At 65.0% G+C, this 18,207-nt stretch carries 22 protein-coding genes and 1 pseudogene; 1 reads left to right on the top strand and 22 read right to left on the bottom strand.

Annotation, left to right across the window (positions count from 1 at the left end; translation table 11 throughout):
• Positions 1 to 16: 16 nt before the first annotated feature.
• From CA260_RS19815 to CA260_RS19830, 4 genes are read right to left on the bottom strand one after another with little or no spacing between them, the layout of a single operon-like run.
• Positions 17 to 922 (bottom strand): acyltransferase, encoded by a 906-nt coding sequence (locus tag CA260_RS19815; protein ID WP_111984792.1) that lies wholly within the window; start codon positions 920 to 922, stop codon positions 17 to 19.
• On the bottom strand, positions 919 to 1,218 hold the full coding sequence (locus CA260_RS19820) for a hydroxymyristoyl-ACP dehydratase (RefSeq protein ID WP_111984793.1): 300 nt from the start codon (positions 1,216 to 1,218) through the stop codon (positions 919 to 921). Before CA260_RS19820 ends, CA260_RS19815 begins: the two co-directional genes overlap by 4 nt.
• Positions 1,215 to 1,991, bottom strand: a complete 777-nt coding sequence (locus tag CA260_RS19825; RefSeq protein WP_238149852.1) for a xanthomonadin biosynthesis protein — start codon at positions 1,989 to 1,991, stop codon at positions 1,215 to 1,217. The genes CA260_RS19820 and CA260_RS19825 overlap by 4 nt, the downstream gene beginning before the upstream one ends.
• 26 nt (positions 1,992 to 2,017) lie before the next feature.
• On the bottom strand, positions 2,018 to 2,287 hold the full coding sequence (locus CA260_RS19830; protein WP_111984794.1) for a phosphopantetheine-binding protein: 270 nt from the start codon (positions 2,285 to 2,287) through the stop codon (positions 2,018 to 2,020).
• A 91-nt stretch (positions 2,288 to 2,378) separates the two neighbouring features.
• On the opposite strand from CA260_RS19830, the gene CA260_RS19835 reads away from it, so the two are divergent.
• Entirely contained in the window at positions 2,379 to 3,365 is a 987-nt protein-coding gene (locus CA260_RS19835) for a pteridine-dependent deoxygenase (RefSeq protein ID WP_111984795.1), read from the top strand.
• A 3-nt stretch (positions 3,366 to 3,368) separates the two neighbouring features.
• On the opposite strand, the gene CA260_RS19840 is transcribed toward CA260_RS19835, so the two are convergent.
• The 18 genes and pseudogenes from CA260_RS19840 to CA260_RS19925 form a co-directional block, all read right to left on the bottom strand.
• On the bottom strand, positions 3,369 to 4,160 hold the full coding sequence (locus CA260_RS19840) for a DUF4850 domain-containing protein (protein ID WP_111984796.1): 792 nt from the start codon (positions 4,158 to 4,160) through the stop codon (positions 3,369 to 3,371).
• Positions 4,161 to 4,232: 72 nt separating this feature from the next.
• Positions 4,233 to 5,615, bottom strand: a complete 1,383-nt coding sequence (gene glmU, locus CA260_RS19845) for a bifunctional UDP-N-acetylglucosamine diphosphorylase/glucosamine-1-phosphate N-acetyltransferase GlmU (RefSeq protein WP_425479756.1) — start codon at positions 5,613 to 5,615, stop codon at positions 4,233 to 4,235.
• An 85-nt stretch (positions 5,616 to 5,700) separates the two neighbouring features.
• A complete protein-coding gene (locus tag CA260_RS19850; protein WP_238149853.1) occupies positions 5,701 to 6,216 on the bottom strand; it encodes an energy transducer TonB in 516 nt (171 codons plus the stop codon).
• A gap of 94 nt (positions 6,217 to 6,310) precedes the next feature.
• Complete coding sequence (locus CA260_RS19855) at positions 6,311 to 6,736, bottom strand: F0F1 ATP synthase subunit epsilon (protein WP_111984797.1); 426 nt, start codon at positions 6,734 to 6,736, stop codon at positions 6,311 to 6,313.
• Between the two features lie 94 nt (positions 6,737 to 6,830).
• A complete protein-coding gene (gene atpD / locus CA260_RS19860) occupies positions 6,831 to 8,243 on the bottom strand; it encodes a F0F1 ATP synthase subunit beta (protein WP_111984798.1) in 1,413 nt (470 codons plus the stop codon).
• Positions 8,244 to 8,325: 82 nt separating this feature from the next.
• Positions 8,326 to 9,246: a F0F1 ATP synthase subunit gamma gene (gene atpG, locus CA260_RS19865; RefSeq protein WP_111984799.1), complete on the bottom strand. Its 921-nt coding sequence runs from the start codon at positions 9,244 to 9,246 to the stop codon at positions 8,326 to 8,328.
• A 91-nt stretch (positions 9,247 to 9,337) separates the two neighbouring features.
• A pseudogene (gene atpA / locus CA260_RS19870) lies at positions 9,338 to 10,890 on the bottom strand (F0F1 ATP synthase subunit alpha).
• A gap of 153 nt (positions 10,891 to 11,043) precedes the next feature.
• Complete coding sequence (locus CA260_RS19875) at positions 11,044 to 11,577, bottom strand: F0F1 ATP synthase subunit delta (protein WP_111984800.1); 534 nt, start codon at positions 11,575 to 11,577, stop codon at positions 11,044 to 11,046.
• 3 nt (positions 11,578 to 11,580) lie between these two features.
• Positions 11,581 to 12,051 (bottom strand): F0F1 ATP synthase subunit B, encoded by a 471-nt coding sequence (locus CA260_RS19880; RefSeq protein WP_111984801.1) that lies wholly within the window; start codon positions 12,049 to 12,051, stop codon positions 11,581 to 11,583.
• 82 nt (positions 12,052 to 12,133) lie between these two features.
• The gene (atpE, locus tag CA260_RS19885; protein ID WP_038622390.1) at positions 12,134 to 12,421 is read right to left on the bottom strand and encodes a F0F1 ATP synthase subunit C; all 288 of its coding nucleotides are present in this window, start codon (positions 12,419 to 12,421) and stop codon (positions 12,134 to 12,136) included.
• Between the two features lie 76 nt (positions 12,422 to 12,497).
• Positions 12,498 to 13,331: a F0F1 ATP synthase subunit A gene (atpB, locus tag CA260_RS19890; RefSeq protein ID WP_111984802.1), complete on the bottom strand. Its 834-nt coding sequence runs from the start codon at positions 13,329 to 13,331 to the stop codon at positions 12,498 to 12,500.
• 3 nt (positions 13,332 to 13,334) lie between these two features.
• Positions 13,335 to 13,700: a hypothetical protein gene (locus CA260_RS19895; protein WP_111984803.1), complete on the bottom strand. Its 366-nt coding sequence runs from the start codon at positions 13,698 to 13,700 to the stop codon at positions 13,335 to 13,337.
• A gap of 248 nt (positions 13,701 to 13,948) precedes the next feature.
• A complete protein-coding gene (locus CA260_RS19900; RefSeq protein ID WP_111984804.1) occupies positions 13,949 to 14,335 on the bottom strand; it encodes a phasin family protein in 387 nt (128 codons plus the stop codon).
• A gap of 153 nt (positions 14,336 to 14,488) precedes the next feature.
• Positions 14,489 to 14,851 (bottom strand): 6-carboxytetrahydropterin synthase QueD, encoded by a 363-nt coding sequence (queD, locus tag CA260_RS19905; protein WP_038622408.1) that lies wholly within the window; start codon positions 14,849 to 14,851, stop codon positions 14,489 to 14,491.
• 160 nt (positions 14,852 to 15,011) lie between these two features.
• Positions 15,012 to 15,266, bottom strand: a complete 255-nt coding sequence (locus CA260_RS19910; protein WP_111984805.1) for an RNA-binding protein — start codon at positions 15,264 to 15,266, stop codon at positions 15,012 to 15,014.
• Positions 15,267 to 15,321: 55 nt separating this feature from the next.
• Positions 15,322 to 16,149: a polyphosphate kinase 2 gene (ppk2, locus tag CA260_RS19915; RefSeq protein ID WP_111984806.1), complete on the bottom strand. Its 828-nt coding sequence runs from the start codon at positions 16,147 to 16,149 to the stop codon at positions 15,322 to 15,324.
• A gap of 209 nt (positions 16,150 to 16,358) precedes the next feature.
• A complete protein-coding gene (locus CA260_RS19920; RefSeq protein WP_111984807.1) occupies positions 16,359 to 17,198 on the bottom strand; it encodes an aldose 1-epimerase in 840 nt (279 codons plus the stop codon).
• The gene (locus CA260_RS19925; protein WP_111984808.1) at positions 17,188 to 18,204 is read right to left on the bottom strand and encodes a glycoside hydrolase family 43 protein; all 1,017 of its coding nucleotides are present in this window, start codon (positions 18,202 to 18,204) and stop codon (positions 17,188 to 17,190) included. Before CA260_RS19925 ends, CA260_RS19920 begins: the two co-directional genes overlap by 11 nt.
• Positions 18,205 to 18,207 lie beyond the last annotated feature (3 nt).

An 18,207-nucleotide genomic window follows, 5' to 3' on the forward strand; every position in this document is an offset into this window, starting at 1 on the left:
ATCCATGCCGAATAGGTCAGGGCATCCCCTGCTGCCAGAAATCATAGAAGTTGAACCAGTTGTAGGGAGCCACGTGCACGTAGTGTTCCACGCGCGCCGCATAGCGGGCTATCCAGGCGTCCAGCGCCCGGGTGCGATCCTGCCGCGGGATCTCCACCGGATCCGCGAAGCGTTCGAAGACCAGGCGATAACGATTGCCGCCTTCGTACAGGCCGAAGCACAGCATCACCGGTACGCGCAGCGAATGGGCAAGCAGCCACGGTCCGACCGGGAATGGCGCCGGCTCACCCAGGAACGGCGTGCGGCGCAGCACTTCATGCTCGCGTCCGCGATCGGCGAGCAATGCAACCATCGCACCTTTCCCGCAGGCCTCGGCCATGGCGAGCGTGATGGAGGCGCCACCAAGCGAAGCGTCGATGACATTGGCGCCGATGTCGGGAGCGAGCGCTTCGAGCAGCTCGGTCATCGCCGGCGTCTTCTGCTTGTCCAGCACCACGCGCAGCGGAATGTCGGGACGACGCGAGCTGAGCGCACGCAATGCCTCGAAGCTGCCCTGGTGCGAGCCCATCAGCAGCAGGCCTCTTCCCTGCGCGAGGGTGGATTCCAGTGCATCGAGGCCTTCGACGGTAATGTCGAAATGCTTCTCGCCGTGAGCGAGCAGGAAGATGCGGTCGAGCGTGATCGCGGCAAAGGCGTGGATGTGTTTCATCACCTGCCACGCGCTCGCCGGCTTGCCCAGCACGCGATCGAGGAAGTGACGCGAAGCCTCCCGTTCCGGGCGCCGGCGCAGGTAGAAATACAGCGTGATCGGATACAGCAGCGCGCGCGCCAGCGGTCGCCCTCCGAGCAAGGCGATGCTGCGGATCAGCCAGATGGCGAAACGCCCGCCGCCTTCGGGACGACTCTGCCAGTGCTCGCTCATGCCGCGCCCTCGACGGCACCGCGCGCAAGCAGTTCGTCATCGCGGCGGATCTCGAAGCGCACGCGGCCATGGGCCTCGGTCAACGTGACCTGCGCATGCTGACCCGGCAACAACGGCGCCACGAACTTGGCTTCCTGCACGCGCGCAAGGCGCTCGCCGCGCCAAGCGTGCAGGGCCAGCGCGACCTGCTCCAGCAGCATCACGCCCGGCACCAGCGGCGATCCGGGAAAGTGGCCGGGCAGGCTGGGGTGATCGTTCGCCACGACGAATCCGCAATGGAACGTGGCGTGGCTCATGGCGCCGCCGGATCCTGCCCGCGCACCAGCTGCGGCCAGCGCGCGGCAATGCCCAGCACCAGCTCGTGCAGGCGCGGATGGGTCAGGTGACGCAGGTGCCAGCGGCGATAGACGTGCTCGAGCAGGAACGCGGCGGCGATCACCACGTAGCCGCCAATGTGCACATAGGACTGCGCCCAGTCAGACCGTACCGGCAACGGCGAGGCGATGCCGATCGAGGCGAGCAGTCCACCGGGCTCGGCGCACAGCACCAACGCCGCGAGCACCCCCGCCTGCAGCGCCGTCAGCAGCGTCCAGAACCAGGTCAGCCGGCGCGCATAGTGCGTCAGACCCGGTACCTGCAAGCGCTCGGGACCTTCCACCGCTTCGATGAAGCGGGCGATCAGGGGCGTCGAACCGTGGCGAAGACTGCGCCCGAACAGCGAGGCGACCAGCACGTTGATGGCGATGGGCACGCATTCCAGCAACAGACCTACGAAGCCGCGCATCCACAACCAGCCCATCACGGCCAGCACGAGCGTCCAGAGCACCCACGCCCCGATGCGGCGCGCGGCAAGTGCCGGCCCCATCAGCAGGGTGAGCAGCAAGGCGCAGGCAGCCAGCGAAAAGCCCTGGCGATGGGTGATCACGCCCGCCATCGCCAGCACCGGGTAGCCAAACATCAGCGGCAGCCAGCGCCGCGACGAGGACTTCGATGGAGTGGCGGGAATCGAGGACATGCGTGATTCGGCCTGTGCGCTGGGCGTCATGGCGATGGCATCAGTGTGCCGCACGCCCATGACATCATGCCCGACGGCGGTTAAACGGCACGGTGCCGTTCGACATGCTCGGACAGCGTGCGCAGGCTGGAAAAGATCTGGCGGTTCTCGGGGTTGTCCGAGCGGAGCTGGAAGCCGTAGCGCTTGGACACGGCCAGCGCGATTTCCAGCGCATCGATGGAATCGAGGCCCAGATCGCCGCCGAACAAGGGGGCATCAGGGTCGATCTGGTCGGCCGACACGGTTTCCAGATTGAGGCTTTCCACGATCAAAGTGGCCAGTTCGTGTTGTGCGGTGCTCTGCTCGGCCATGCCCGATTCCGTACCCTTTCAAGCGCCTCTCCCCCGGAGGCGGCGACCGGCGAGTGTAACATAGCGACCCCGTTTGCCCGGCTTGTTTCCCATGGTTCAGGGTTGTGAAAACGCAAGGACCGCGCTGCGTCGCGCGCCCCAGGTGTCCTATCGCCATGCCGACCCGGAGGCGGTCTTGGCCGAACCCGGCACGCTGGCTGTCTTCGGCTTCGGCGCCGGCGCCCTAGGCAGCGACGATCCACGCTGGCTGGGCGTGGACCTGGAGGGCATCGACGCCCCGGTGCCCGTGGAGATCTGGCAGGTCGATGGCGCTGTCGTGCACGGACGCGAGGGAGACGTGCAATGGTCGGCGGGCGACGGCTGGCTGTTCGCGGCGATCACGCTGGATGAGCGCACCCACGGCGGGCCGCGCGATACCGCCCACGAAGCCTATGGGCAGCTGTGCCGTCTTCTGGCCTCGCGCCGCGAGCGACATGTGCAGCGTATCTGGAATTATCTCGGCGACATCAACCAGGGCGAAGGCGACACCGAACGCTACAAGCGCTTCTGCGACGGACGCGCCACCGGCATGGGAGCGTTCTTCGCCGACGGTTTCCCCGCGGCGACGGCCATCGGGCATCACGCCTCCGCGCCGCGCTTGCAGGTCTACCTGCTCGCCAGCGACGAGGCTGGCTCGCGCGTGGAAAATCCCCGCCAGGTGAGCGCCTGGCGCTATCCGCGCCAATACGGCCGCACGCCGCCGAGCTTCGCCCGCGCCATGATGCTGCCGGCCGGCGATGCGCTGGCGATCTCGGGCACTGCGGCCGTGGTCGGCCACGCCTCTGCGCACGAGGACGACCTGCTGGCCCAGCTCGGCGAAACGCTGACCAATCTGGAAACGCTGCTGCAGAGCGCGGGCATGGCGGCGGGTTTCGACACGCAGTCGCCGCTGAAGGCTTACGTGCGCCAGCCCACCGACGCGCCGCTCGTGCGCGACTTCCTGCAACAACGCCTGCCCGGCGTGCCGGTGCTGCTGCTGCACGGCGACATCTGCCGCCAGGAACTGATGGTCGAGATCGACGGCTGGCGTTACGCCTGAGCCTCAGCCCGGCCAGCCATTCGGCGAACGGCAGGCCGGGAACGCCTGCCTGAAGTGAGCCAGCAGGTATTCGGCCGCGGCGGACTTGCCGCCAGGTAGCGCGGCATAGACGTCCGCCACGGCGAGGTCACCCTTCTGGCTGTCCAGCGCCGAGATCGGCACGCTGGTCAACACGGCGGCGTGCACGGTAAGCCCGCCGGATCGATAGCGGAACAGCGCGGTGCATTCGTCGGGACGCGACTGCCAACTCATCACCGGGTTGGTCTGGCCGAGATTGGATGGCGGCGATCCGGTGAGGGTCGCCAGGCGCTCGCCCGCGCCCGGCAGCAGCCCATTGGTTTCGTCCAGCATGCAGCCCACGCAGGCCGGGATCACCGTATAGGTGATCCACCCCGTCGAAGCGCCATCGGGCGATGTATAGGTGTAGACGGTGCCACCGTCCATGCCGATCTCGGCGCGCTGCAGCCGCCAGCCGGCCGGTACCGGCATCCAGCCCGCGACGGCGCCGTAAAACCATTGCAATGGCGATTTGCCGGCGATTGGCGCATCGCTCGGAAAGGGCGGCAGCTTTGCCGGGTCGGTGCGCAGCCAGTCGCCGCCGCCGGCATGGACATCGATCAGCGTGACGGAAGCACCGCCGTGGGTGACCGTGTGCAGCGCATAGTCGGCATCCGGTGCCGAGCGCATCTCGGGTGTGGATCGGAGCTCGCGAACCCCGCTGGTCGCATGCAATGCCGGCAGGCACAGCGACCAGAACACGACGACGATGAGCTTGAAGATGCCTGGACAGCGCATGGCTCCCTCCCTTGGCGAACGCGGCGCGATTTATACGCCGCGACGGGCCGCGCTGGCATCAGACCATTCGGACTATGCCGATCCTTTCTGCTTCACCGGCCGATGCCAGCCGTTGAGCGTCGTCTGTCGCGCGCGTGCAATGGTCAACTCGCCGGCCGGCGCATCCTTGCCGATCACCGAGCCGGCGCCGATGGTGGCCTGTGCACCGATGGTCACCGGGGCCACCAGCGCGCTGTTGGAACCGATGAAGGCGCCGTCGCCGATGGTGGTCAGGTGCTTGTTGGCGCCGTCGTAGTTGCAGGTGATGGTGCCGGCGCCGATGTTCACGCCGCTGCCGATCACCGTGTCACCGAGATAGCTGAGGTGATTGGCCTTGCTGCCTTCGCCGATCTGCGCCTTCTTGGTCTCGACGAAGTTGCCGATGTGCACGCCGGAAGCCAGCTCGGTGCCCGGGCGCAGGCGCGCGAAGGGACCGATGATGCACGGCCCGCGCGTCACGACGCCTTCGAGGTCGCAATGCGCGAGCACCACGGTGCCGGCAGCGAGATTCACGTCCTTCAGGCGCGTGAACGGACCCACGCGGACGTCGTCGCCCAGCGTCACGTCACCCTCGAAGATGACGTTGACGTCGATCTCCACATCCATGCCGGTGCTCACCGTGCCGCGGACGTCGATGCGCGCGGGATCCACGATGCGCACGCCATCCAGCGCGAGGGTCTTGGCGGTGCGTTCGCGATACCGGGCTTCCAGCTCGGCGAGCTGCCACGGATTATTGGCGCCGGCCGCTTCGAATTCGTCCGCGCATTCCACGCAGCTGGCGGCGCGATTCTCTCCGGCGGCCATCGCGAAGATGTCGGTGAGGTAGTACTCGCCCTGCACGTTGTTGCGATCGAGCTTGGACGTCCAGCGCTTGAGCGCGGCGGCCTCGGCCGCGACGATGCCGGTGTTGATCAGGTTGTTCGCGCGCTGCGCGTCATCCGCGTCCTTCTCTTCCACGACCGCGCGCACATAGCCGTTGCCGTCGCGCAGCACGCGCCCGTAACCGAAAGGATCAGCCACGCGCGTGGCCAGCAGGCTCACCGTGCCCTCTGCACGCACCAGTTGCTCCAGCGTCTGCGGACGCGTCAGCGGTACGTCGCCGTAAAGCACCAGCACGGTGGCTTCGTCGGGCACGTCCAGCAAGGCTTCGCGCACCGCATGACCGGTACCCAGGCGTTGCGACTGCAGCACCCAGCGCAGGTCGGCGTCATGCGCGAACGCGGCGCGTACCTGCTCGCCGCAGTGACCATAGACCAGATGGATCGCCGCCGGCTTCAGTGCACGCGCCGCCTCCAGCACATGGGCCAGAAGCGGCCGCCCGGCCAGCGGCATCAGCACCTTCGCCTTCTTCGACTTCATGCGCTTGCCTTCGCCGGCGGCGAGGACGATCACGTGCAGCGGGGCGTTCTTGATCATGGGCGGGTCCGTCGTAAGTGGCGAGGGAGCATAACAGCCGCTACCCGAACGACTTCAGTCGTCCGTATGGCATAAGCGGGGCGAGTCACTGCGGCTTCGCCCGCACTTCGACCACGGGCGCATCGCCGTTCATCGCGAAGCGAAATAGATAACCCACTTCGAACGGCTGGGCGTGATCGCCGACTGAATGCGCGTCGCCGTTCGCGTCGGCCGCCCATTGCTGCGTCCGCCACGGCACGAAGGTCCAGCGCATGGCCGCCGCACGCACGGCCTCGATGAACTGGCGATGAGACGGATCGGCCTGCGCTTCGTCCTTCACGCGCACTTCGCCTACCTTGCCCTGGGCGTCCACCACGAGCCGCGCCTCGATGTCCTGCGGCGGCATATGCAACACCTGCAAGGACGGCGGGTAGACCGGCACGGGTTGTTCCAGCGGCGTCGCGCCGGTCGACGTCTGTCCCAGTGCAAGCGTCACCTGACGCATCGCCTGCGCGGAGGAGGAGCCGGCCTGCTGGCGCGGCACACCGGCACAGCACGCAAGCACGACGGCGGCTGCGGCCACGAACGCCGCGCGATACAGATGGCGAAGGTGCAATCCCATGGAAGGCACGGCTCGGCTCACTCTTCGGTCGCCAGCCAGATTAAACAAAAACGCTGGCACGAGGCCGGCGTTTCCATGCCACGCTGCCGTGGACTCAGTGCTTGAGCGTCTTGCGCAGGCGCTCGAGGGCCTGCAGCTGCGTGATCGCTTCGGCGAGCTTGGCTTGCGCCTCGGCGATTTCCACCGCGTCGGTGCGGTTGGCCAGCGCCTCTTCGGCTTCCTGCTTGGCACGCTGGGCCGCGACCTCATCCAGGTCGGAGGCACGCGCGGCGGTATCGGCCAGCACGGTGACGACCTGCGGCTGCACTTCCAGGATGCCGCCCGACACCCAGAACTGCTGACGTTCGCCGTTGCCCAGCACCACGTCGACGTGGCCGGCCTTCAGGCGGGTGATCAGCGGCGCATGGCGGGGCGCGATGCCCAGTTCGCCCATCTCGCCGGTGGCGACCACGAGCTGCGCTTCACCGGAGAAGATCTCGGCTTCGGCGCTGACGATGTCGACACGAAGGGTATGACTCATGACGGTATTCCGGTGCGTTCGGTGAAAAGCAGACGATGCTGTGTGGTGCCGGTGAAGCGCGACGGGCGCGCTTCACCGTGATGCCTCACACCGATCAGGCCGCCTTCTTGGCGCCCATTTCCTCGGCCTTCTTGATGGCCTCGTCGATGCCGCCGACCATGTAGAACGCCTGCTCCGGCAGGTGGTCGCACTCGCCGTCCACGATCATCTTGAAGCCGCGGATGGTTTCCTTCAGCGGCACGTACTTGCCCGGCGAGCCGGTGAACACTTCGGCCACGTGGAACGGCTGCGAGAAGAAGCGCTCGATCTTGCGCGCGCGGGCCACGGCCAGCTTGTCGTCTTCCGACAGCTCGTCCATGCCCAGGATCGCGATGATGTCCTTGAGCTCCTTGTAACGCTGCAGGGTGCCCTGCACGCGACGGGCCACGTCGTAGTGCTCTTCACCGATCACGTTCGGGTCGATCTGGCGCGAGGTCGAGTCGAGCGGGTCGACCGCCGGGTAGATACCCAGCGACGCGATGTCACGCGACAGCACGACGGTTGCGTCAAGGTGGCCGAAGGTGGTTGCCGGCGACGGGTCGGTCAAGTCGTCCGCAGGGACGTACACGGCCTGGATCGAGGTGATCGAACCGGTCTTGGTCGAGGTGATGCGCTCCTGCAGCACGCCCATTTCCTCGGCCAGCGTCGGCTGGTAACCCACGGCGGACGGCATGCGGCCGAGCAGCGCCGACACTTCGGTACCGGCCAGCGTGAAACGGTAGATGTTGTCGACGAAGAACAGCACGTCCTTGCCCTTGCCGGTCTCGTCCTTCTCGTCGCGGAAGTACTCGGCCATCGTCAGGCCGGTCAGCGCGACGCGCAGACGGTTGCCCGGCGGCTCGTTCATCTGGCCGTACACCAGCGCGACCTTGTCGAGAACGTTCGAGTCCTTCATTTCGTGGTAGAAGTCGTTCCCTTCACGGGTACGCTCGCCCACGCCCGCGAACACGGATAGACCCCCGTGCTCCTTCGCGATGTTGTTGATGAGCTCCATCATGTTGACGGTCTTGCCCACGCCGGCGCCGCCGAACAGACCGACCTTGCCGCCCTTTGCGAACGGGCAGATCAGGTCGATGACCTTGATGCCGGTTTCCAGCAGGTCGTTCGCGGCCGCCTGGTCGTCATAGCTCGGGGCTTCGCGGTGGATGACCCAGCTGTCGTCGTTGCCGATCGGGCCGGCTTCGTCGATGGGGTTGCCCAGCACGTCCATGATGCGGCCCAGGGTAGCCTTGCCGACCGGCACCTTGATGCCTTCGCCGGTGTTGCGAGCCACGAGGCCGCGCTTCAGGCCATCGGTGGAACCGAGGGCGATGGTACGGACGATGCCGTCGCCGAGCACCTGCTGGACTTCCAGCGTGATGTCGGTGCCGTCGATCTTCAGCGCGTCGTAAACCTGCGGCACCTGATCACGCGGGAATTCCACGTCGATGACCGCGCCGATGATCTGTACAACTTTGCCCTGACTCATGGATGTGCTCCGGATGGATCTTTTAGGTTCGTTACAGCGCCGCCGGGGCGTCGCCAAAAATTAGGTTGTGTTGCCGCGCGGTTTACACCGCCGCCGCGCCGCCCACGATTTCGGAAATTTCCTGGGTAATCGCTGCCTGACGCGCCTTGTTGTAGATCAGCGTCAGTTCGCCGATCACCTTGCTCGCGTTGTCCGACGCGCTCTTCATCGCGACCATGCGCGCCGCATGTTCGCTGGCGAGGTTTTCCAGCACACCCTGGTACACCACGGACTCGATGTAGCGACCGAGCACGTGCTCGAGCACGGTGGCCGGATCGGGTTCGTAGATGTAGTCCCAATCGTGCTTCTGCTCGAGCTTGAGGCCAGCCACCGGGTAATCCGGCGAGCCGGTCTGGCCCTCGGTCACCTCACCAGCCACCACGGGCAGCGGAAGCAGCGCATGCACCGCCGGCTTCTGCGTCATCGTGTTGATGAATTCGTTGTGCGCGAGGAACACGCGGTCGAGCTTGCCGCCCATGTAGGAGTCCAGCGCGATCTTCATCACGCCGATCAGGGCTTCCAGCTTGGGACGCTCGCCGAGATTGCTCGCGGTGGCGACCAGGTTGATGCCCTTGAGGCGACGGAAGAACTGGATCGCCTTCTGGCCCACGGCCACCACGTCGACCTGCACGCCCTTGTCCTGCCACTCGCGGATGGCCGGCAGCAGGCGACGGAACAGGTTGGCATTGAGGCCGCCGCACAGGCCGCGGTCGGTGCTGATGACGATGTAACCCACGCGGGCCACGCCCTCGCGCTCGACCAGGAACGGATGGTTGAAGTCCGTGCTGGCCTGGGCGATGTGCGAGATCACCTTGCGCATCGCGCGCGCATAGGGACGCGAGGCCTTCATCAGATCCTGCGCCTTGCGGATCTTCGAGGCCGAGACCATCTCGAGCGCGCGCGTCACCTTGCGCATGTTCTGCGTGCTCTTGATCTTGGTTTTGATTTCGCGTCCGCTTGCCACGTTTGCCTCAACCTTGTGGGTTATTGCGATCCCGGTGCTTAGACCGGAGTGCGGTACGGCCGTATGGACGGCCGTACGCCCTAGTTACTGCTTACCAGCTGCCGGTCTTCTTGTACTCGTCGAGCGAGGACTTGAAGACGCCTTCTATGTCGTTGTTCCAGTCACCGGTGGCGACGATCTTCTTCATCAGGTCGCCGTGGTTCTGGTGCATGAAGGCGTGCAGGCCCTTTTCGAAGGCCAGCACCTTGTTCTGCGGCAGGTCGTCGAGGTAGCCCTTCTCGGCGGCGTACACCGACAGCGCCAGTTCGGCGATCGAGAGCGGCGCGTACTGCGACTGCTTCATCAGCTCGGTCACGCGCACGCCGCGGTCCAGCTGGGCGCGGGTGGCCGGGTCGAGGTCCGAAGCGAACTGCGCGAACGCAGCCAGCTCGCGATACTGCGCCAGGGCCAGCTACGGATACCGCCCGACAGCTTCTTCACGACCTTCGTCTGCGCGGCGCCACCGACGCGCGACACCGACACGCCGGCGTTGATTGCCGGGCGGATGCCCGCGTTGAACAGGTCGGTTTCCAGGAAGATCTGGCCGTCGGTAATCGAGATCACGTTCGTCGGAACGAACGCCGTCACGTCGCCTGCCTGCGTTTCGATGATCGGCAGTGCCGTCAGCGAACCGGTCTTGCCCTTCACTTCGCCGTTCGTGAACTTCTCGACGTACTCTTCCGAGACGCGAGCCGCACGCTCGAGCAGACGCGAGTGCAGATAGAACACGTCGCCCGGGTAGGCTTCGCGGCCCGGCGGGCGGCGCAGCAGCAGCGAGATCTGGCGGTAGGCCACGGCCTGCTTGGACAGATCGTCATAGATGATCAGCGCGTCTTCGCCGCGGTCACGGAAGTACTCGCCCATGGCGCAGCCGGAATACGGCGCGATGTACTGCAGGGCGGCCGACTCGGAGGCCGAAGCCACGACGACGATGGTGTTGGCCAGCGCGCCGTTCTCTTCGAGCTTGCGCACCACGTTCGCGATCGACGAAGCCTTCTGGCCGATCGCGACGTAGATACAGATCAGGCCGGTGCCCTTCTGGTTGATGATCGCGTCGATGGCCACCGCGGTCTTGCCGGTCTGGCGGTCGCCGATGATCAGCTCGCGCTGGCCACGGCCGATCGGCACCATCGCGTCGATCGACTTGTAGCCGGTCTGCACCGGCTGGTCGACCGACTTACGCCAGATCACGCCCGGCGCGATCTTTTCGATCGCCGCGCTCATCTTGGCGTTGACCGGGCCCTTGCCGTCGATCGGGTTGCCGAGCGCGTCGACCACGCGGCCGATCAGCTCCGGACCGGTCGGCACTTCGAGGATGCGGCCGGTGGTCTTGGCGACGTCGCCTTCGCGCAGGTGCTGGTACTCGCCCAGAATCACGGCGCCGACCGAGTCGCGCTCGAGGTTCAGCGCGAGGCCGAACGTGTTGCCCGGAAATTCGAGCATTTCGCCCTGCATCACGTCCGACAGGCCGTGGATGCGCACGATGCCGTCGGACACGCTGATGATCGTGCCTTCGTTGCGTGCCTCGGCGCCGAGCTTGAACTGCTCGATGCGGCTCTTGATCAGTTCGCTGATCTCAGACGGGTTCAAGGTGGAGCTGGACATGGGTCAATATCCTGAATTTTTGAGTCTTTTTTGAAGAGCCCAGCCGGGTCGGCTGATTTTTTCTCTTCGCGAAACGGACTTCGCTTGAATCTTTGAGTTGTCCGGCCACGCATGGCCGGTTTTGCTCGTCGCGAAACGGATTTCGCGTGAAAACTAGTGCGTCAGCGCGCTGGTCAAGCGCGACAGGCGCCCGCGGGCGGAGCCATCGATCACTTCGCTGCCCGTGTCGATCACCACGCCACCCAGCAGCGAGGCGTCGACGCTGGTTTCCAGCTCGATCTCGCGCTTGAAGCGGCGCTTGAGCGACGCCTTGAGCTGTTCGGCCTGCGCAGCGTCCAGCGCGAATGCGCTGGTCACCTTCACCAGCAGCTGCGACTCGGACTCGCGCTTGTACTCTTCGTACAGGGCGGCGATTTCCGGCAGCAGGGCCGTGCGGCGATGTTCGGCCAGCTCGCCCAGGAAACGGGCGAACGGCGCATCGGCGGCCATGCCCTGCGGCAGGTGCAGCGCCACCAGTTGCTCCGGCTGCACGCGCGGATCATTGCCAAGATTGGCAATGCGCGTGTCCTTCGCCACTTCGGCGGCGAACGCCAGCGCCTGCGACCATGCGCCAAGCGAGCCGGCCTCATGGGCCAGCTCGAAGGCTGCACGTGCATACGGGCGGGCGAGGGTGATTGCCTGCGCCATGGCTTAGATCTCGTTCACGAGCTGGTCGAGCATCGCCTTGTGGGCCGAGGCGTCGACTTCACGCTGCACGATCTTCTCCGCACCCTGGATGGCCAGACGGCCGACCCAGCCACGCAGTTCTTCGCGCGCACGCTGCTGCATGCTGACGATTTCTTCCGCGGCGCTCGCCTTCAGGCGATTGGCCTCGGCGATGGCTTCGGCACGGGCCTTGTCCACGATCTGGTTGGCCTGGCTCTGGGCGCGCTCGATGATCTCGTTGGCCTGCTGACGGGCCTGCTTGATCTCGTTGGCGACCTTGGCGTCGGCGTCCTTCAGCTCGGCGCGTGCCTTTTCGGCAGCGGCCAGGCCGTCGGCAACCTTCTTCTGGCGCTCTTCGATCGCATGATTGAGCTGCGGCCAGATGAACTTGGTGGTGAACCAGACCAGGATGGCGAAAGAGACCATCTGGCCCAGGAAAGTCAGATTGATATCCATGAGCTTTCCAATTAACTCCGGTAACGCGTTAAACCGCCGATCGCCGCAGCGCAATCACGCTGCGGCGACACTTCTGCGCCGATTAGCCGCCGACGGCGGTCTTGAGGGCAGCGATGAGCGGGTTCGAGAACGCGAACAGCAGCGCCACGGCCAGGCCGATGATGAACGCCGCGTCGATCAGGCCGGCGAGCAGGAACATGCGGCCCTGCAGCAGCGGGACCAGTTCCGGCTGGCGGGCAGCGGACTCGAGGAACTTGGAACCCATGATGGCGATACCCAAGCAAGCGCCCAGAGCGCCGAGGCCGATGATGACGCCGATGGCGATGGCGGTGAGGCCCTGGACGTGAGCGACGAGTTCGACGAGGTTCATGGAAATCTCCTGATGAATCTTTCTAAAGAGTGATTAGGGCAAAGCGATTTAAAGCGAAACCGGATGGAACAAGAACTCAATGATGCTCACGCGCCGTGGCGATATACACGATGGTGAGCATCATGAAGATGAAGGCCTGCAGCAGGATGATCAGGATGTGGAAGATCGCCCATGCGGTGTTGAACAGCACACCCGGCAGGAAGCTGATCCAGCCTGCGAACAGGCCGGCGATCAGCATGAATACCAGCTCGCCGCCGTACATGTTGCCGAACAGTCGCATGGCGAGCGACACCGGCTTGGACAGGTATTCGATGACATTGAGCGCGAGATTGAACGGCATCAGGATGATCTTGACGACCGTGTTGTCCGCATGAAATGGCGCGGTGAGCAGCTCCCAGCCGAAGCCGCCCACGCCCTTGGCCTTCATGCCGTGCGCCAGCACGATGAAGAACACGGCCAGGGCCAGGCCCATGGTGGTGTTGATGTCGGCGGTGGGGACCCAGCGGAAGAAGGTGTGATGCATCGCTTCCGCGCCGGCAACGGACTTGACGCCGAAACTCGGGGCGTCAAGCGGCAGCAGGTCCATCGTGTTGAGGAAGGTCACCCACATGAAGATGGACAGCGCCAGCGGCGTGACCGTGCGGCGGTCGCCGTGGAAGGTGTCCTTCACCTGGGTATCGACGAATTCGACGATGATCTCCACGAAGGCCTGGCCCTTGGACGGCACGCCCGAGGTGGCCTTGCGGGCCTTGAGCCAGAACCACAGGCAGAACAGCGCGCCCAGCACGAAGGCCACCAGGATCGAGTCCAGGTGGATCTTCATGAACGGGCTGTCACCCAGGCTCACCGTGTTGTGGTGCAGGTGATGCTGGATGTATTCAGTTAGTCCGCCCTGCGGCTCGCTTGCCATGTGTTAGCCCTTGAATCTGAACGCCAGCAAATTTATTGCGTAAGCAGCCACCAGCCCCGTGATGGCAGCTAGTGGCGGTAATTTCCATTGACCCAGGATCGCGATCAGCCCTCCGAAGATCACGATCCACTTCAGGACCATGCCTGACATCACGCGCCACATCGTCATGCCGCCACCACCCAACCCGGCGAAGGTACGCCACGCCAGAAGCGCGGTACCCAGCGCCACGACGGTGGCGCCGGCAGCGGCGGCCAATGCCTCGCGGCGCCCCTGCATCAGGAAGGTGAGACCCACGATCGCCGCCATGGCCAGCTGCAGCAAGATAATGCGCAGCGCCAGACGTCGACCGGAAGCAAGACTATTGAGCACGTGAGGCCCCCGCGCGGTTTCGCTCTAGGCGGCACCGAACCATCTGCGGGCCACGGTCCAATCTGAAAAAGTATATCAGCGGGGCATTTACAGCGACAAGCCGCGCTTGATGCGACAACTTGTCCAAGCGCTCGCCCGTTCACACTTCCATCGCGAGATTTCGCGAATCGGACAAAGAAAAGGGGCCGGACTGTCGTCCGGCCCCGCGACGCAACTGGGGGGAGAGGCGTTGCGCCGGTGAAGCGGTATTACTTGGCGGCAGCCGCGGCCTTCTTGACCGGCGCGACGACCGCGTCGTTCGCAGCCTGCTGCTGCTCCTGCGCCAGCGCGGTGAGCGATTCGGCGGTCTTCTGCGTCACGGCGATGATTTCCTGCGTGACGGCCACGGCGCGTTCGGCGTTCTCGCGGCTGGCGGCGGTGGCCTTTTCCCACAGGGCGCGCAGGCCGTCGATGTCACGGGTTTCGAAGGCGTCGCTGATGAAATCGGAAGCGGCTTCCGCCTGCTTTTCGAGCGCCTTGATCTGAAGCTCGGCGACCCGTTCCAGACCCTTGAGCGCCACCGACTGGGCCTTGAAGGCGCTGTCAGCCAGCTGCTTGGCGTAGGCAAAAACCTGGGTGTTGAGTTGCTGCGTCATGACTTGGTCCCTCGAAGGGAATGGGGGTAGTGGCAGAAAGCCTACCAAGTCATTTTGTGCGGTGCAATATATTTTTCCTGAACGGATCGCTGTGTCACAAAAATTTCAATTGAAACTGTTGATTACGTCAGTACGAAGAAATTTTGCGATGCGTCAAAAACTGTCGCGGCTACAACTGGCGCCCGATGTGCAGGTCTCGTGCACGACGACCTTGTCCAGTCCGGGCAGGGCCGGTTCGAGCCGGCGGAAGATCCAGCGTGAGAGCATCTCGCTGGTCGGATTCTCCAGGCCTTCGATGTCGTTGAGGTAGTGATGGTCGAGCTGGTCGTACAGCGGCGCGAAGGCGGCTTTGACGTCAGCGAAATCCATCACCCAGCCCATCGCCGGGTCGGGCTCGCCGGCGACGTGGATTTCGACCTTGAAGGAATGACCGTGCAGGCGCGCGCACTTGTGGCCCGGCGGCACGTTGGGCAGCCGGTGCGCGGCTTCGATATGGAAGACTTTGAAGATATGCATGCCGCCATTCTACCGCCTGGGCCGAGGCGGCACCCGGCCGGCGCCCACAGCCGTCCTCGTGGTCGGCTCCGGGCACAGCCGCTGCTCGTTGCGAAGCGTGCATCGTGACAATGTGCGTCCGCGCCCCGCTTCATCCGCGAGACCGTCGGCGCGGGCGACCTCAGGGCATGTACTGCCCGATGATCATCGCGTTGAGCTCCCGCCCTTTCCAGAACATGTGGTGGATGCGCTCGCTCAATTTCTCCAGCGATTTCGCGCTGATGTCGCCGAAGCTGAGCATCACGGCGGGTCGCGAGCCGTCTCCCGGAACGTGCTCGATCTCGTCCCACGCGGGAAAACCGTATTTGGCCAGGAACTCGCCCAGCTCCTCATCCGATGTCCCCGGCTCGATGTTGCCCAGCAATAGACGCAGCATGATGGCTTCTCCTGCCGCACGGCCGGCGCCCGCGCCGGATGCGTCACGGTGAGGGTCAGTATTTCTGCGGGATGTAGCGGAACGGATAGTCGGGATCGCGGTAGCCGCCGCGCTTCTGCCGCTTGGGCAGCTCGACCTTGGGCCGGTCGACTTCTTCGTACGGAATGCGGCTGAGCAGGTCGGCGATGATGTTGAGACGCGCCCGCCGCTTGTCGTTGGAATCCACCACGAGCCACGGCGCGAACTGCGTGTCGGTGGCCTTGAACATGTCGTCGCGGGCGCGCGAGTAGTCGTACCAGCGGCTGTATGACTTCAGGTCCATCGGCGAGAGCTTCCAGACTTTGCGTCCGTCGTGGATGCGGCCCTTCAGGCGGCGCGTCTGCTCGTCCTCGCTCACTTCCAGCCAGTATTTCAGCAGGATGATGCCGGACTGCACGATGCCGCGCTCCACCAGCGGGGTCACGCGCAGGAAACTCTCGACCTGCTCTTCACTGCAGAAGCCCATCACCCGCTCGACGCCTGCGCGGTTGTACCAGCTGCGGTCGAAGATCACGATCTCGCCCGCCGCCGGCAGATGCGGCAGGTAGCGCTGCACGTACATCTGGCTTTTCTCGCGCTCGGTGGGCGCCGGCAACGCGATCACGCGGAATACCCGCGGGCTCACGCGCTCGGTAATCGCCTTGATGGCGCCACCCTTGCCCGCGCCATCACGGCCCTCGAAGACAATGCATATCTTGGCGCCCGACTCCTGCGCCCAAAGCTGCAACTTGACCAGTTCGACATGGAGCCTGGCCAGTTCCTTGGCGTACTCCTTGCCGCTCAGCCGAGTGTCTTCGACCGGCGCGACCTGGTCCGGCTCCTTCTTGCCCTTTGCCTTTGCCATGGCATTGCACCTCCCGCAGTTGAGAGATCACGCAACGACCCGGTCGAACCACCCGGCGAAACCATGCACGCCGGCGCCGCCCTGCGAGGCAGCGCCTGCCGACCCACAGCCGGCTTTCCATCCCCAAGGAACTCAGCCTGACAGCAAGTTCATCAAGCCTTCGTCAAGCGACCGCGGCCATGCTGCATCCGGACCCGGGCAGACACCGGCTAGCACCATTCGATGCGGAACCAGGCAGAGAGCGTCGCGCCCGGCGCCAAAGGCGTAGCCACGCCGAGATTGAATGCATCCGGCGGCCCGGTTTGCGGCTCGACGCAGGTAGCGTGATGCGTTTCGTCATAAACGACCCAGTGGCTGCAGTCGGACGTCAGTCGGATGCGCTGGCCGCCGCGATGGAGCATCACTGGCCGATCGTTGATGAAGCAGTCGTCCCAGGGCGGAGGCGGCGGATCCATCAGCGGCAGATGGGCGATGCCGTCGGCGTCACGCGGGTAGCAACGACTGGGTTCGAATTCGAGGTCATCGGGTTTGCGGAACCACGGGTGCCAGCCGATCACCGCCGGCATGCCGGAAGCGCCGGACGTCACCGCCAGCTCCATGCGCAGCTCCCGATCGCCCACCTCGATGCGTTGGCGCGCATGGCCGCCGAAGGGCCAGCGCTCGTCCTGCGGCAATGCCAGCGACAGTTCGACGTGGCTGTCCGAGTGCGCCTCGACCTGCCACGGCAGGGCGAAGCCCACGCCGTGGATGGCGTGGCCGCCAAGATTGGCGGGCAACGCGTAGTGTTTGCCACGCCACTGGAAGTGCCCGCCACGTACGCGCCCCGCCCACGGCACCATCGGATAGCTGCCCCAGGCGATCATGGCCTGTGTCTGCTCGTCGTGCCCTACCAACCAGTCGAGGCCGCCGTATCGAATCTGGGCCACGCGACCGCCGGCAGCCGGTGCGAGTACCACTTCCAACGCGCCATGGGCGAGACCAAGCAAGGGGCCGGGAGCCATCGGCGTCAAGGCATCGTCATGCGCCGGCACGTTCGATTCACTCGCCATAGGGATGCAGGCAGACGATATCGCCGTCGGCGTCGTAGGTCAGCTCCACCATCTTGATCGAACGCAAATGGGTGACGCCGCCGGAGAGCAAAGCGTCGTGATAGAACAAGTACCAGCGATCGCCCACCGCGCAGATCGAATGATGCGTGGTCCAGCCGACCACCGGCGTGAGGATCCTGCCTCGATAGGTGAACGGACCATAGGGGTTGTCGCCGGTCGCGTAGCAGAGGAAATGCGTATTGCCGGTCGAGTACGACAGGTAGTACTTGCCGCGATACGCATGCATCCACGGCCCCTCGAAATAGCGTCGGTCGTGGTCGCCCGCGAGAAGTGGCCGGCCATGTTCGTCGACGATGCTCACCTCGCGCGGCGCTTCGGCGAACGAAAGCATGTCCTCCGAGAGCTTTGCCACGCGCGGCCCCAGCGCGGGCTCGTGCGCCTCGGGCTCCTCGTGTGCGTTGGCGTACGCGTTGTCGCGATACTTCTGCAACTGTCCGCCCCAGATGCCGCCGAAATACATGTAGAAGGCGCCGTCGCGGTCTTCGAACACGGCCGGGTCGATGGAATAGCTGCCGGCAATGGCTTCGGGCTCGGGCGCGAACGGTCCTTCCGGGCAATCCGAGACAGCCACGCCGATCTGGAACAGGCCATCGCTGCGCTTGGCGGGAAAGTACAGGTAGTAGCGCCCGCCTTTGCAGGCCGCGTCGGGCGCCCACATCTGGCGTTCGGCCCATGGCACGTCTTTCACGTGCAGCGCCACGCCGCAATCGACGGCCTCGCTCTGCGGCGACTCCATGCGGAAGACGTGGTAGTCCTCCATGCAGAAGTGATCGCCGTTGTCGTTGAACGGCACGCCGCCTTCGATGTCGTGCGAGGGATAGATGTAGATCTTGCCGTCGAAGACATGCGCGGAAGGATCGGCCGTGTAGATATGCATCACCAGCGGCTGCGAAATGGCGTGGGCCGCGAGCGCGGCAAGATCAGGGGGAAGCGTTTCGTCCGACATGGG

The organism is Dyella jiangningensis, from assembly GCF_003264855.1.
GTDB lineage: Bacteria > Pseudomonadota > Gammaproteobacteria > Xanthomonadales > Rhodanobacteraceae > Dyella > Dyella jiangningensis_C.